Here is a 13,220-nt window from a genome sequence, read left to right as displayed (position 1 = left end):
CCCGTACACGAATAGGTAACTAGACACGCCATGACCATAAAACGTGATGACTTCGACCCTAAAGCATATAACCCTGAGTTTAAGCGCCACTTTCTGTCGCCTAAGTTCTGGGGCACGTGGTTAGGTGTTATCTTATTTTTACCTTTATCATTAATGCCACTGGGTTTACAAAAGTGGTTGGCGAAAACCATAGCCAAAAAACTGTCGAAATCCCACAAGGGGCCAGCTCACCGAGCGAGGGTTAACTTTGAGCTGTGTTTTCCGGAAAAGTCGTTCCAAGAACGTGAAGCTTTGATAGAAAAAACACTCTACACAGCGGCCATGTTCTTTTTTCGCTTCGGGTTACTAAGTTTACGCTCACCAAAGTGGCTTCAGAACCGTTGCCAAATTCGCGGCCTAGACATTTTACGACAGCACATTGATAACAACGAAAATGTGATTTTAATGGTTCCCCACTCTTGGGCAATTGATGTGCCTGCTATCTTGCTCGCTTCAATGGGAATGCCAGTTTCTGCAATGGCGAAGAAACAAAAGAATGATGTTGCTGACTGGCTGATGCACAAGCAAAGAGTTCAATACGGTGGCCGTGTTTATGAACGCTCAGGTGGCATAAAGCCTTTTCTGAAATCCATTCGAGATGGCTATGTGGGGTATTATCTACCCGATCAAGATCACGGCCCAGAGCATAGTGTGTTCGTAGATTTCTTTGCTACACGTAAAGCAACGCTACCTGGTTTAGGCAAAATTGCGAAACTATCACGCTCAAAAGTACTGCCTCTATTTGCGTCGATGAACACTGAAGATGGTACGTTTGATATTGAGATTTTACCGGCGTTTGAGCTGGATAAAGGCGAAGAGCAAGACGCTCGTACCTGTAATGAAGCCATTGAATATTTTGTCGGTGATAAACCCGAACAATATATGTGGGTACTGCAGTTGCTGCACTCTCAAGAAGACGGCAATAACTATTACAATATCTTTAAGCCTAGATATGATACTGATTGGCAAGTAAATAAATGAAAAAGATTTTAATTATTGGCCCTGCGTGGGTCGGCGATATGGTAATGTCGCAATCGTTATATATCGTATTAAAGCAACGTCATCCAGATAGCCAAATTGACGTTATCGCTCCAGGATGGTGTAAACCGATTCTTGAGCGTATGCCAGAAATCCACCAAGCGATTGAAATGCCTATCGGTCATGGTGAATTTAACTTATTAGGCCGCAGGGAAATTGGTAAATCATTACGTGAAAAGCAATATGACCATGCCTATATCTTGCCTAAATCAGCGAAATCAGCACTGATCCCATGGTTTGCCAACATTCCTCTTCGTACTGGCTGGAAGGGAGAAATGCGCTATGGTTTATTGAATGACTTACGCCCTAACATGAAGTCTTTTCAGTACATGGTAGAGCGCTATGTAGCGTTAGCTTATCCAAAAGCAGAAATGGTGGATTCTAACTCTCTTGGCGGGCTTGAAACCTTGCCTCGCCCGCGCCTTGCAATCAACGCGGCTGAGCAACAAGCCACGCTCAAAAAGTTCAACTTAACGCAAGACCAACCAATCATTGGACTGTGCCCAGGAGCAGAGTTTGGTCCTGCCAAAAAATGGCCTGAAACACACTACGCTGAAGTTGCGACACAAATGGCTCGATCTGGGCATCAAATCTGGTTGTTTGGTTCTCAAAAGGACTTAGAGACTTGTAACAATATTCGCGCACTTGTTCCGACGCAATTCCATAAGCACATTCATGTTCTAGCAGGCCAAACCAGCTTAATTGAAGCGGTCGATCTACTTGCTGCATGTAAGACTGTTGTCGCGAACGACTCCGGCTTAATGCATGTGGCATCTGCGGTTGGTTGTAATGTTGTTGCCGTGTATGGCTCAACTTCACCGAAGTACACACCTCCACTCGCAGAAAAGGTGGAGATTGTTCATACCGATATTGATTGTCGCCCTTGTTTCCAGCGTGAATGTCAATACAAACACCTAAAGTGCTTGACAGAACTTTCGCCTAAGCAAGTACTAGATAGTATCCAAAAACTTGACGCCATTACGATAAGCTCATGTTAGTTCGTATTGTTTATACCTTACTACTCGCTCTAGCGTCACCGCTGCTTTTATTTGGTTTGTACAAGAGCAAACCAAATAAGCCTAAGTTCGGCTCTCGCTGGAGAGAGCACTTTGGCATAACTCCCAAGCTAAAAAGCAACGACAAACCTATTTGGATACATGCCGTATCTGTTGGTGAAAGCATAGCAGCAACACCTTTAGTCAAAGCCCTTAAGGAACAAAACCCCGAACAATCTATTCTAGTTACTACAACAACAAGTACCGGAGCTGAACAGATTGCTAAGTTGGGTGATTTAGTTGAACACCGCTATATGCCAATTGACTTTGGGTTCGCTATCAAAGGTTTTCTTAAAGCAGTGCAACCAAAACAGATGTTGATCATTGAGACTGAGCTGTGGCCAAACACGCTTCACAATGTTCACAAAGCGGGTATCCCTATAACTGTCGTGAATGCGCGCCTATCTGAAAAATCGTGTAAGAACTACGCCAAAATACAGCGGCTTTTTAACCAACTTCATCCATGCCTAACTCAAGTACTCTGCCAAACAGCTTCAGATGCCGAGCGCTTTGAACGCTTAGGCGTCGAGAAAAAGAAACTATCCGTTACCGGTTCTATTAAGTTCGATATTCAAATATCAGAGCAAGTGAAACAGCAAGGACAGCAGCTTCGAGCCCAGCTTGGAGACGATCGTCCGATTTGGATTGCCGCTAGCACCCACAAAGGCGAGGACGAACAGGTATTAGATGCACATAGACAAGTTTTAAAATCTCATCCAAATGCTTTACTCGTTTTGGTTCCTCGCCATCCAGAACGATTTGATGATGTATTCACGCTTTGCCAACAGCAAGGCTTTAACACTGTGCGTCGTACTTCAACGCATGCAGTAGAGACAAATACTCAAGTATATCTCGGCGATACTATGGGTGAGATGCTAACTTTGATGGGTGCAGCAGACATCTGCTTTATGGGTGGAAGCCTAATTGGAGATAAGGTTGGTGGGCACAATGTGCTAGAGCCCGCAGCACTGGGAGTCCCTGTAATCACGGGACCAAGCTATTACAACTTCCAAGATCTGGTTGCGAAGATGCTTCATAAGAAAGTTATCAAACTGATTGAGTCACCTAACGAGATGAGTCTAAAGGTTGAAGCTATGTTTCAAGATGCGTTAGCAAAAAGTGTAGTTCAAGAAAACCTCCTTAGCTTTGTCAAAGATAATGTTGGTGCGCTAACTAAGACAATTAGATGTATTGAGAGTATAAAATGAAAGTTTTTGTTATTAACTTGAAACGCTCAGTTGATAGAAGAGTTCGCATGGAAAATGCACTCAACAAAGCCAACATACCATTCGAATTTATAGAAGCGATAGATTCCTCTGCGCCAAACTTTCTATACTCTGAACGTAGCAATGATGACCTTACTCGAAAACGATTTGGCTATAGGCTAGTTGAGAACGAAATTGCTTGCTTCTCTAGTCACCACCTAGCCTGGGAAAAGTGCTTGGAGGTAAACGAACCAATACTGGTGCTAGAAGATAACTGCGACTTATTGCCTGAGTTTTTTGACGTGTTTTCACATTTCGACACATTAGCGGAACAATACGACTTTCTAAAACTTGCGGCAACCAAGCCTAAATCATTTAAAGTTATATCTTCAGTTAATAACAAACTTAATATTGTACGCTTCAACAAACGCACATGCGGTATTATGGGATATATTCTAACTCCACATGCAGCTTCGAAATTCATAAAAAACGCAACTCAGTTTATAGAACCTGTAGATGACTACATGGAAAAACCGTATAAACATGGTGTATCCACGTATGTTTTAAGACCAGATATTGTCAAAAGAGCCGATATTCCATCAACAATTGGCAGTTCTCGAAAAGATAAATCTGGTATCACCACATGGAATAAGCTCTATATAGAAATATTTAGGTTATACGAGCAACTTTCTGATTTTCTATATAACCTTGAGAATAAAAAATGAGTAATAACAATCCATTAGTCAGTATTATAGTTCCTATATATAATGTAGAAGAGTATTTACCTGAATGTCTAGATTCCGTTGTACAACAAACATATAGAAATATAGAAATAATTGCTATTATTGATGGTTCTCAAGACAATAGCATAAGCATTGCTAAGCAATATCGAGATGAGGATCCTCGAATAAAAGTCATAGAGCAAACTAACCAAGGGCTATCAGCAGCGAGGAATACAGGGATAAAAAACTCTCGTGGAGATTTTTTGTTTTTTCTAGACTCAGACGACTGGTTAGAAAAAGATGCAATTGAAAAATTATTGTTGCATTCTACTGGATACGATATTGTTTCAGGAAGAGTAACTAAGTTTTATCAAGAAGATAAAAGATATGAAGACTATAGAAAGAGAAGAATTACAGGAAAATTAGACTTAGACAAAAAATTTTTCTCCCTAGAGTTCGTAGTTTGGAATAAATTGTATCGAAAAGAAGTGCTTGATAACATATGGTTCGTACCCGGATTAATTCATGAAGATGAAGAGTTTTATTGGCAGGTATTTACTAAAAAATTAAGAATCTACTCTATCTGTGACAATATCATATTTTATAGAATTAGAAAAAACTCTATCATGAATAGTAAAGTTAATGATGTTAATTACCAAAATAATTTTGTGAAAATCATTGACTCTGCATATTCTACTATGAAAGGCAGTAATAAACTCAAGTATAGTTTTTACAAAACAGCCATTAAATATTTAAGAAAGCTAAAAAATGAATCAATACCATATGAAAAATATGAAAAACATATAAAGTTAATGTACAACATTAGTGATTCATTTTTATTCAGAATAAAAATGAAAATATACAAAGTATTTAGTGGTTAATTATCGTTTCATATAGCCGGAGGAGCTATGAGTAGAAGTAGAAGAGAAAACAAGTGGCTTGAGATTATGGATAGCGCAAAATCTCAGCATAACCTTATTGCATCTCTGATAAACGGAAAGTCCATTGCTTATATAGACATACCGATACATTTTAATGTTGGGGATCTTCTTATATACCTTGGAACGGAAGAATTTTTTAAAGAACATGATATTAACGTTATATATCGTAGTGGTTGTGAAAATTTAGATTTTAAGAAGATTAAAGAAGCTGATGTCATAGTTTTACACGGTGGAGGTAACTTTGGAGATCTTTATAAAGTTCACCAAAACCTAAGAGAAAATATCATATCTAAATTCCCTACTAAAAGAATTATATGTCTTCCACAAACAATATTTTTTGAAGATATATCAAATGAGGAGGCTAGCGCCAAACTTTTTTCTAAACATAAAGATTTCCACTTTATTACTCGCGATGAAAGAAGTTACGAAATATCGAAAAAATTCACAAATAACTATCATTTGCTTCCTGATATGGCTCATAGTCTTCACCCGATGATCGAAAAAGAAGAACTTTGTGATGAACTTCCTCAACAACGACGAATTTTAAATCTGATTAGAAAAGATATTGAGTCACAAAATAATGACTTGAGACTACAAAAAAAAGGTTTTGACTGGGATGACCTTATTTCAATTTCAGATATTAATATCAAGAAAAAGTATTCATCGCTAGAAAAGTGGAAATTTAAACAAAAGAAAGCTAATGACCTTTGGTATAGACTATCAAAAGAGATAGTGTTTCGTTCAGAGAATTACTTTCATATGCATAATGAAGTTCATACTGATAGACTACACGGACTGATTTTTTCATGCTTATTAGGAAAAAATATACATCTCTTTGATAATTCCTATGGTAAAAACACCTCTTATTACAATAAGTGGCTTTTTGGCCTACCTAATATAACCGTTTGTTCTAATAGTAAATAGAATTAAGGAGTATAGTTAATTACTTGATCAACTATACTCCTACATTTAATTTTTATCAGAATATATATCATAGTATTCTTTCAAAAATTTAAAATCCTTTTCGTTCCAATTAATACTCTTACGAGAAAGCTCTTTATTAAATGAACGCAGGAGTCTATTTAGATTTTGATCTTTCCAATCACCAGAAGTTTCAAAACGACACTTATCAAAATCGATAATCCATACCTTATCTTTGTCGTCGATCAAGATATTGTGGATATTCAAATCGGTATGGTTAACGCCAACCTGATGCATCTTGGCAATTTCTTGCCCTATTTTTTGATACATGTCTGCCGATAAAGACTGTTCTTGCAAGATACTAACCAGATCTCTGGCGTTTGGGATTCGCTCACTTAATAAATCAGCTTGATAGAAGAGTCCTGACTTTACGGCTCTTGCTGCAATAGGACGAGGAACGTGCACCCCAGCCTCGATTAGCGCCAACAAAAGCTGAAACTCTTGCGCACAACGGGTGTTATCCCAGCCAGAGAACCAATAATGATCGTTAACCAACTTCCCAAACAAACCGCCACGACGGTAATGACGCAGTGCTGCTTGCATGTTCTCTAGTTGGATAAACCATGTCGTGCCTCGCCCCGTCGCACTGCCAACCACCTTGTCTAAGGACTGCCAGTATTCCGCATCAAATATCGGTTGGCTAGGGTCTGTAACGATCTCGTCATCAAACCAGATCATTTGGTTGTTGTTTTGATACTGTTGAGTCACGCGCTTACCCTCTAGCCGAAATATCTGCTGGCTAATATATACAACCAAGTAAATCCGGCGAACGCCAATGCAACCATAACGGCAGCAGAGCCTATGTCTTTAGCTCGACCACTGAGTTCATGCCGCTCAATACCGATACGATCCACCACCGCCTCAATAGCTGAATTCACAAGCTCTACAATTAAGACTAACACCACGACCCCGATCATTAAGATACGCTCAACCATGCCGACATCCACTAGCCAAGCCAAAATCACAGCGATACTCAACAGAGCCAACTCTTGTCGAATGGCAGCTTCATGCTTAAAAGCCGCTTTTAATCCTTGGATCGAATAACCCGTTGCTTTAACGATGCGCTTTAGCCCGGTATTACCCGGTTTGCCAGATTCTTGCGATTGACGCGGTGTTATCTTTGACATTGCAGAACACTTATCAGTACTTAGCTATATTCGAGCCGTGTATTTTACATTTATTGGGGATGTCTGCATAATTTACCTGCCTCTATTCATCGAATCAGACAATAATTATGTTCACTTCTGCCCCATCGTCATTATGCATCTTGCGTTTGTCCGCTATTGGAGACGTTTGCAATACCATCGCCACCGTTCAAGCTATTCAGAAACACTGGCCTTCGACCCAGATTACTTGGATAACGGGTAAACTTGAAGCCCAGTTATTAGCCGCCATTGATGGCGTAGAATTGATTGTTTTTGATAAAAAAGCGGGGCTCGATGGCTACAAATCGCTTTGGCGACAGCTGAAAGGCAGAGAGTTTGATGCGCTATTGCATATGCAGTACGCGATTCGAGCGAGTGTCGCGACGTTGGGCATTAAAGCAAAATACAAACTTGGTTTCTCTTCTGATAGAAGCCAAGATTTTCAGACGTTATTTACCAATGTCAAAGTGCCTTCCCCGCAATCTCTGCATGTCGCAGATGGCTTAATGGCCTTTGCCCATCAAATTGGGGTACCAAAGGCAGAACTGGACTGGGTACTTTCTTATTCAGATCACGACCAAACTTGGGCAGAGTCTCATATATCTCGTAATAAACCTAACCTGCTGATTGTGCCTGGTGCGAGCAAAGCTTATAAAAACTGGAACGCGGAAGGTTATGTGGATGTGATTCATCACGCCAGAGCTAAAGGCTGGAACGTGATTCTGGCAGGTAGTCCAGCTCAAGTTGAACTGGATCTGGCTGAAGCCATTCAATCTCGCTTGGAAGAACCGTGTCTAAATTTAGTTGGACAAAGTTCAATTCTGCAAATGCTTGCGTTAATAGATAAGGTTGAAATGGTCATCGCCCCCGATACCGGACCAGCACACATGGCGAATGCCATGAAAACGCCAATCATCGGGCTCTATGCACACCATAATCCGCTGCGAGTAGGACCTTACCGTTATCTAAAATACGTTGTCTCAGTGTATGAAGAAACGATCTTTGCGGAAACAGGTAAAAACAGTCACGAGTTAAGCTGGCGAACTCGCGCTAAAGATGAAACGGCAATGAACCGCATTACCAGCACTCAAGTAATGAGCATGTTCGATCAAGTCTTAGAAGATTTGTATCCTCAATACCAGTAAACTTACTGTCTTGATTTGTTAAGAAGGAAATGACCTTGTCCAAACCAACCTTAGCCGTTGCCTTAATTGTAAAAAATGAAGAGAAGCACTTACAAGCTTGTCTAGACACAGTAAAAGATTGGGTCGATGAGATTGTCCTTCTAGACTCGGGCAGCACCGATCGCACCGAAGAAATCGCCCGACAATACACAGATAAGTTTTACACCAACCTAGATTGGCCAGGTTTCGGTAAACAACGCCAACTTGCGCAGCAATACGTTACGGCAGACTACGTTTTATGGCTTGATGCGGACGAACAAGTCACTCCAGAGCTAAAAGAAAGTATCTTACACGCGGTATCAGCCAATAAGCCGAACGTTTTATACAAACTTAATCGACTAAGCTCAGCGTTTGGTAAGTTCATCTACCATTCTGGTTGGTCTCCAGACTGGATTGTGCGCTTATATCGCACCGAATATACGCAATATAATGATTCGCTCGTTCATGAAAAAGTTGATGAGAAAAACTATCAAACTGAAAAACTGGATGGTCGACTGCATCACTACACTTACGAGCACCTTCATCATTACATCAATAAAACCACTGGCTACCTCAAGGCCTGGACGGATGAACGTGAAGGTAAAAAGAAAGCGGGTTTAACGACCGCTATCGTTCACGCTCTTGCTAGCTTTTTGAAGATGTATGTGCTCAAACGAGGCTTCCTTGATGGTAAGCATGGCTTCATTCTAGCTTGGCTAAGCATGCACTCTACTTTTGTAAAATATATCGACCTCTACTTACGTGAACAGGCAAAAAAATCATGAAAACGACTTTAATTATCACCACTTACAACTGGAAAGAAGCATTAAAAGCGGTGTTAGAAAGCGTGAAACGTCAAACCGTTTTGCCTGATGAAGTCATCGTTGCAGATGACGGTTCTCGAGACGATACCAAAGCAATGATCGACCAACTGCGCGACGGCTTTCCAGTACCACTTATTCATAGCTGGCACGAAGATAATGGCTTTCAACTTTCAATGAGCCGCAACCGTGCTATCGCAAAAGCATCAGGTGACTACCTCATCATGATTGATGGCGATATGGTGTTGTCTCAAACGTTTATTGAATCACATAAACAAGTCGCAAAGCCAAATTGGTTTGTGCAGGGTGGACGTGTGTTAACGGATGAAAACTGCAGCAAGGCCATCATGGAAAACGGCTTAGTGCCTTCTATCTTCAGCAAAGGCATTCGCAATCGTAAAAACTGCATCACCAACGCTTTGCTATCGAAATGGTTCTCTTACGAGCGCAATAACGATAAAGCCACTCGCGGTTGCAACATGGCGTTTTGGCGACAAGATGTCATCGAGGTGAATGGCTTCAACCAAGATTTTGTTGGATGGGGACGCGAAGACAGCGAGTTTGTTCATCGCATGTTGAATGCGGGTAAGTCACGTCTTTACCTAAAATTCGCAGGTGTAGGCTACCACTTGTACCACGTAGAAAACTCTCGTGCGTCACTCGGACAAAATGACGAGATTTTAGAGAACACCATTAAAAACAAGCTTAAACGCTGTGAGAATGGTGTTGATCAATTTCTAGAAGCTTAAGATTATAAAAAGGGGCGTTTCGCCCCTTTTTTATTGTTGCTGAGATAAAGCGAAGTACTTATCGGCAACCATCAATGAGATCAAACGCTCTTTACGTTTATCTTTGAACTGCTCAACCCACTGGTGCGCATTTTCAATGATCGCTAATGCTTCTTGCTCATTCGCTAGATAATAGTCCATCTTTTCGGGCAAATCCGAATAGTCATCCTTCACTTCAACATAGTGGACACCAGCCTCTAACTTACCTTCCATAAACCAAGTCTCATATTTTGGCTTTGACATAATAACCAAGGAGTTAGACGACATAGCCCACTTAAGGTTGGTGGCCACATCATTGCCTTCTATACACAACAAGAACTTGTATTGAAGTTGCTCCTCAATGCTCATAAAACCTTTTTCCCAAGGCAGCCCTTCTACCGGGCGGGTCTGGCCAATGTTGCACTGCGGATGGTTGTAGAACGCATGAATCACCTTTTGACGATGAGGCTGAAAACCCACACCACGCCAAGCGACCATATCCTTTTTATCTTGATAGCGAACACGATCATCAACAAATTTAAAATGACGAACTTGGTTGAGTTTCAATACCACTGAATTTTGGTTGCTACCAAAAATAGGGCGGCTTTTTATAAAGCTCGGTACATTGGGAATGTGTGTAACATCACCGTTGATGTAGTTAAACGAAAAACTGGAAGGGAAATAGCGTACAACTTGGCGAAGATCGAAAAAATACGTCCAACCTTTCGTTTTTTTGAATGTATCGACAGTCGCGTAACTTTGTTCTCGGCTATCGACTGAAAACGGCGTTTCACACTTGTTGTAATAGTTCACCCGCTCAAGGCAGAGTTGCTTCTCGGCTTCAGTTAAATTCGAAAGTAAACGCTTTGCTTGTGCTCGATATACAAAACGAGGGATAAGTATCGAGAGAGCGTTTGAGAAATAATAAGGGAATTTACTGTCTTTCATTCAGTTTTTCCCCAATCGCGATGGCTACTGGCTTGGGAACGAACTGATCGATACTTCCGCCATGAATGGCCACTTCTCTCACGATAGTCGACGATAGAAACGCAAACTCTTCTTCAGGTGTCAAAAATACACTTTCGATACCTGGTAATAGCTTTCGGTACATGTTGGTCAGTCCAAACTCGTATTCAAAGTCTACCGTTGTTCGCAAACCACGAATAAGAACCTTAGCTTGCTCATCTCTTGCGAAATCCACTAATAACCCAGAGAACCCCTTTACCGTCACACCAGGTAAATGCGCTACAACGTCCTGCATCAGTGCAACGCGCTCTTCCAATGAAAACATGGTGTTCTTCGATGGGCTTGCGGCTACGCCAATCACAACCTCATCAAACATTTCGTGAGTGCGTTCTATTAGATTGAGATGACCATTAGTCACTGGATCAAAAGTGCCCGGATAAATGACTTTCATATAATTTACTAAGTTATTCGAAACTGATTGAATTATTGAGGCTCTAGCGCAAGATTACAACAACTTAAGCTCGATATTAGCTCGTCTTACTTCTGACACTCACCACAAAAGAAGGTATTACGCTGCCCTATTTTTAGCTCTTGAAGTCGTTCGCCGCATTCTGGGCATGGCTCTCCGGCTTTTCCGTAAACTAATAACTCTTGTGCAAAGTAACCCGGCTTTCCATCAGCTTGCGCAAAGTCTTTCAGCGTAGTCCCACCTTGCGTAATGGCAATCTCAAGTGTCATTTTGATATTTTCAACAAGTAATCCCCACTCTTGAGAAGTCAGTTTACCTGCGGGCCTTGAAGGGTGAATTCGAGATTTAAACAACGATTCATTCGCGTAGATGTTCCCGACACCAACCACGACTTTGTTGTCCATGATGAACTGCTTGACGGCAACACGCTTATTTTTAGCTTTCTCCGCTACATATTCCGCGTTGAACTCTTCAGTTAAAGGCTCAGGCCCCATGTTTGCTAGTACAGCATGTGACTCGCCAGGAGCACACCACAACCATGCCCCAAAACGACGCGGATCGTTATAACGTAGTATTTTTCCACTACTTAGTTTGAGATCCACATGATCGTGCTTTGCTGGCGGAAAGTCGGCATCTAGGACACGTAAAGACCCAGACATGCCTAAGTGAACAATGGCTGTACCTGTGTTTGTCTCGATCAGTAAGTATTTCGCACGACGGCTAATCGTACGGATCACCTGCCCTTCCAATTTTTTAAGCTCTATAGGAATATCCCAGCGCAATTTAGGCGTTCGAAAAGTAAACGACTGGATCGTTTGTCCAACCATGTGGGGGCTAATTCCCATACGACTGACTTCAACTTCTGGCAACTCAGGCATTAGATTCTCCAATTCACCGGCTAATAGTTCTCGCTGCTAGCATAATCGAAAAGAAAAACGATAAATAGGGAAGCTTATTAGGGGTATAGACGCAAAAAGGCTTTACTCTGGCATAAGGTAGTTTTCATCGACGGAGATAGCGACCCATTTGTCTTGCCAGGTTTTAAATAGCCAAAAATCAGGTAAACGAAAGAAAGTTACCCGCTGCGGCTCTTCGAGATCCTGATACCAAACTTCTACCGTTTCAGGTATCGTCAGGTTAGGTTTTAAATGATCGAACTGTTCCGAGGTAAGCTCGGTCCCTTCCAATGATTGCCAGCGTGATACAAGTTCACTGATCGGTGCATCGACTTTGACGTTAGATTGCCATCGTCCATCATGCAGTTCGAACTCCCAGCCACTATAGTACAAAGACTCAACCGTATAGTCGGAGCGAAGTACATTTGGGTAAGGGTCTGCTTGGTCTGTTAATAGGTAAGTTTTGATCCACATCGGCGCATTTAAGATCACTATAAACGCGATAATGCCCAGAATAAGAATATTGTTCCATCGGCGGCGACGAGCCGGACTCACACGCATAACCATCTCTACTCTCTTATAGTTATGAGTAAACTACCAAAGACTATTGATCTTGACTAGAACAACGGTGTGCAAGTGTGTAGAGAATTGGTGGCAAAGCGGTAGAGAGCGATAAATCAAAAATTCTAGTGTAGCGTCGGACCGATAAAATGACTTCAGCAGTGCTTTATTATCCGATAACGTACTGAACACTTTTTCAGCACTTTTTTATTCAGGTAATAAAAAACCCAACTCGAAAGTTGGGTTTTTCAATTCATCAAAGAGACTGAAACCAATTATTTGATTTTTGCTTCTTTGTACATAACGTGCTGGCGAACTACTGGATCAAACTTTTTGATCTCAAATTTGCCTGGCATGTTACGCTTGTTCTTATCAGTTGTGTAGAAGTGGCCTGTACCTGCAGAAGATACTAGACGGATTTTCTCACGAACGCCTTTCTTTGCCATTGCTT

At 41.3% G+C, this 13,220-nt stretch carries 16 protein-coding genes; 9 read left to right on the top strand and 7 right to left on the bottom strand.

The window, feature by feature from the left end; genetic code table 11:
- Positions 1–30: 30 nt before the first annotated feature.
- From lpxM to MSG33_RS16435, 6 genes are read left to right on the top strand one after another with little or no spacing between them, the layout of a single operon-like run.
- Positions 31–1,020 carry a lauroyl-Kdo(2)-lipid IV(A) myristoyltransferase gene (gene lpxM / locus MSG33_RS16460; RefSeq protein WP_248381474.1) on the top strand — a complete coding sequence of 330 codons (990 nt, stop codon included), beginning with the start codon at positions 31–33 and terminating at the stop codon, positions 1,018–1,020.
- The gene (gene waaF / locus MSG33_RS16455; RefSeq protein WP_248381473.1) at positions 1,017–2,075 is read left to right on the top strand and encodes a lipopolysaccharide heptosyltransferase II; all 1,059 of its coding nucleotides are present in this window, start codon (positions 1,017–1,019) and stop codon (positions 2,073–2,075) included. The genes lpxM and waaF overlap by 4 nt, the downstream gene beginning before the upstream one ends.
- On the top strand, positions 2,069–3,340 hold the full coding sequence (gene waaA, locus MSG33_RS16450; RefSeq protein ID WP_248381472.1) for a lipid IV(A) 3-deoxy-D-manno-octulosonic acid transferase: 1,272 nt from the start codon (positions 2,069–2,071) through the stop codon (positions 3,338–3,340). The genes waaF and waaA overlap by 7 nt, the downstream gene beginning before the upstream one ends.
- On the top strand, positions 3,337–4,062 hold the full coding sequence (locus MSG33_RS16445) for a glycosyltransferase family 25 protein (protein ID WP_248381471.1): 726 nt from the start codon (positions 3,337–3,339) through the stop codon (positions 4,060–4,062). The genes waaA and MSG33_RS16445 overlap by 4 nt, the downstream gene beginning before the upstream one ends.
- Complete coding sequence (locus MSG33_RS16440; RefSeq protein WP_248381470.1) at positions 4,059–4,940, top strand: glycosyltransferase; 882 nt, start codon at positions 4,059–4,061, stop codon at positions 4,938–4,940. Before MSG33_RS16445 ends, MSG33_RS16440 begins: the two co-directional genes overlap by 4 nt.
- 27 nt (positions 4,941–4,967) lie before the next feature.
- Positions 4,968–5,924, top strand: a complete 957-nt coding sequence (locus MSG33_RS16435) for a polysaccharide pyruvyl transferase family protein (RefSeq protein WP_053807583.1) — start codon at positions 4,968–4,970, stop codon at positions 5,922–5,924.
- 45 nt (positions 5,925–5,969) lie between these two features.
- Here MSG33_RS16435 and MSG33_RS16430 read toward each other — a convergent pair whose 3' ends face one another.
- Positions 5,970–6,689 carry a 3-deoxy-D-manno-octulosonic acid kinase gene (locus tag MSG33_RS16430; protein ID WP_248381469.1) on the bottom strand — a complete coding sequence of 240 codons (720 nt, stop codon included), beginning with the start codon at positions 6,687–6,689 and terminating at the stop codon, positions 5,970–5,972.
- 11 nt (positions 6,690–6,700) lie between these two features.
- Positions 6,701–7,108, bottom strand: coding sequence for a diacylglycerol kinase (locus tag MSG33_RS16425; protein WP_248381468.1), 408 nt, complete (start codon positions 7,106–7,108; stop codon positions 6,701–6,703).
- A 107-nt stretch (positions 7,109–7,215) separates the two neighbouring features.
- Between MSG33_RS16425 and MSG33_RS16420 the strand changes: the two genes are divergently transcribed.
- From MSG33_RS16420 to MSG33_RS16410, 3 genes are read left to right on the top strand one after another with little or no spacing between them, the layout of a single operon-like run.
- On the top strand, positions 7,216–8,271 hold the full coding sequence (locus tag MSG33_RS16420; protein ID WP_104974588.1) for a glycosyltransferase family 9 protein: 1,056 nt from the start codon (positions 7,216–7,218) through the stop codon (positions 8,269–8,271).
- A 35-nt stretch (positions 8,272–8,306) separates the two neighbouring features.
- Positions 8,307–9,074 (top strand): glycosyltransferase family 2 protein, encoded by a 768-nt coding sequence (locus MSG33_RS16415; RefSeq protein WP_005395793.1) that lies wholly within the window; start codon positions 8,307–8,309, stop codon positions 9,072–9,074.
- Positions 9,071–9,859: a glycosyltransferase family 2 protein gene (locus tag MSG33_RS16410; protein WP_053808663.1), complete on the top strand. Its 789-nt coding sequence runs from the start codon at positions 9,071–9,073 to the stop codon at positions 9,857–9,859. The genes MSG33_RS16415 and MSG33_RS16410 overlap by 4 nt, the downstream gene beginning before the upstream one ends.
- A gap of 30 nt (positions 9,860–9,889) precedes the next feature.
- Here MSG33_RS16410 and MSG33_RS16405 read toward each other — a convergent pair whose 3' ends face one another.
- From MSG33_RS16405 to rpmG, 5 genes are all read right to left on the bottom strand, one after another.
- A complete protein-coding gene (locus tag MSG33_RS16405; RefSeq protein ID WP_248381467.1) occupies positions 9,890–10,825 on the bottom strand; it encodes a glycosyl transferase family 90 in 936 nt (311 codons plus the stop codon).
- A complete protein-coding gene (gene coaD, locus MSG33_RS16400; RefSeq protein WP_005395788.1) occupies positions 10,812–11,294 on the bottom strand; it encodes a pantetheine-phosphate adenylyltransferase in 483 nt (160 codons plus the stop codon). The genes MSG33_RS16405 and coaD overlap by 14 nt, the downstream gene beginning before the upstream one ends.
- 86 nt (positions 11,295–11,380) lie before the next feature.
- Entirely contained in the window at positions 11,381–12,190 is an 810-nt protein-coding gene (mutM, locus tag MSG33_RS16395) for a bifunctional DNA-formamidopyrimidine glycosylase/DNA-(apurinic or apyrimidinic site) lyase (protein ID WP_074191916.1), read from the bottom strand.
- 102 nt (positions 12,191–12,292) lie between these two features.
- On the bottom strand, positions 12,293–12,769 hold the full coding sequence (locus MSG33_RS16390; protein ID WP_164666573.1) for a hypothetical protein: 477 nt from the start codon (positions 12,767–12,769) through the stop codon (positions 12,293–12,295).
- A 275-nt stretch (positions 12,770–13,044) separates the two neighbouring features.
- Entirely contained in the window at positions 13,045–13,215 is a 171-nt protein-coding gene (gene rpmG, locus MSG33_RS16385) for a 50S ribosomal protein L33 (RefSeq protein ID WP_004410866.1), read from the bottom strand.
- Between the last annotated feature and the right edge of the window lie 5 nt (positions 13,216–13,220).

Source organism: Vibrio sp. 1CM7H (assembly GCF_023161645.1).
GTDB classification, from domain to species: domain Bacteria; phylum Pseudomonadota; class Gammaproteobacteria; order Enterobacterales; family Vibrionaceae; genus Vibrio; species Vibrio diabolicus.
This window is presented reverse-complemented; position numbering and strand designations above follow the sequence as displayed.

Coding starts and splice junctions, on each gene's coding strand:
- lpxM (WP_248381474.1), top strand. CDS start 31: ATGACCATAAAACGTGATGACTTCGACCCTAAAGCATATAACCCTGAG.
- waaF (WP_248381473.1), top strand. CDS start 1,017: ATGAAAAAGATTTTAATTATTGGCCCTGCGTGGGTCGGCGATATGGTA.
- waaA (WP_248381472.1), top strand. CDS start 2,069: ATGTTAGTTCGTATTGTTTATACCTTACTACTCGCTCTAGCGTCACCG.
- MSG33_RS16445 (WP_248381471.1), top strand. CDS start 3,337: ATGAAAGTTTTTGTTATTAACTTGAAACGCTCAGTTGATAGAAGAGTT.
- MSG33_RS16440 (WP_248381470.1), top strand. CDS start 4,059: ATGAGTAATAACAATCCATTAGTCAGTATTATAGTTCCTATATATAAT.
- MSG33_RS16435 (WP_053807583.1), top strand. CDS start 4,968: ATGAGTAGAAGTAGAAGAGAAAACAAGTGGCTTGAGATTATGGATAGC.
- MSG33_RS16425 (WP_248381468.1), bottom strand. CDS start 7,108: ATGTCAAAGATAACACCGCGTCAATCGCAAGAATCTGGCAAACCGGGT.
- MSG33_RS16420 (WP_104974588.1), top strand. CDS start 7,216: ATGTTCACTTCTGCCCCATCGTCATTATGCATCTTGCGTTTGTCCGCT.
- MSG33_RS16410 (WP_053808663.1), top strand. CDS start 9,071: ATGAAAACGACTTTAATTATCACCACTTACAACTGGAAAGAAGCATTA.
- MSG33_RS16405 (WP_248381467.1), bottom strand. CDS start 10,825: ATGAAAGACAGTAAATTCCCTTATTATTTCTCAAACGCTCTCTCGATA.
- coaD (WP_005395788.1), bottom strand. CDS start 11,294: ATGAAAGTCATTTATCCGGGCACTTTTGATCCAGTGACTAATGGTCAT.
- mutM (WP_074191916.1), bottom strand. CDS start 12,190: ATGCCTGAGTTGCCAGAAGTTGAAGTCAGTCGTATGGGAATTAGCCCC.
- MSG33_RS16390 (WP_164666573.1), bottom strand. CDS start 12,769: ATGCGTGTGAGTCCGGCTCGTCGCCGCCGATGGAACAATATTCTTATT.
- rpmG (WP_004410866.1), bottom strand. CDS start 13,215: ATGGCAAAGAAAGGCGTTCGTGAGAAAATCCGTCTAGTATCTTCTGCA.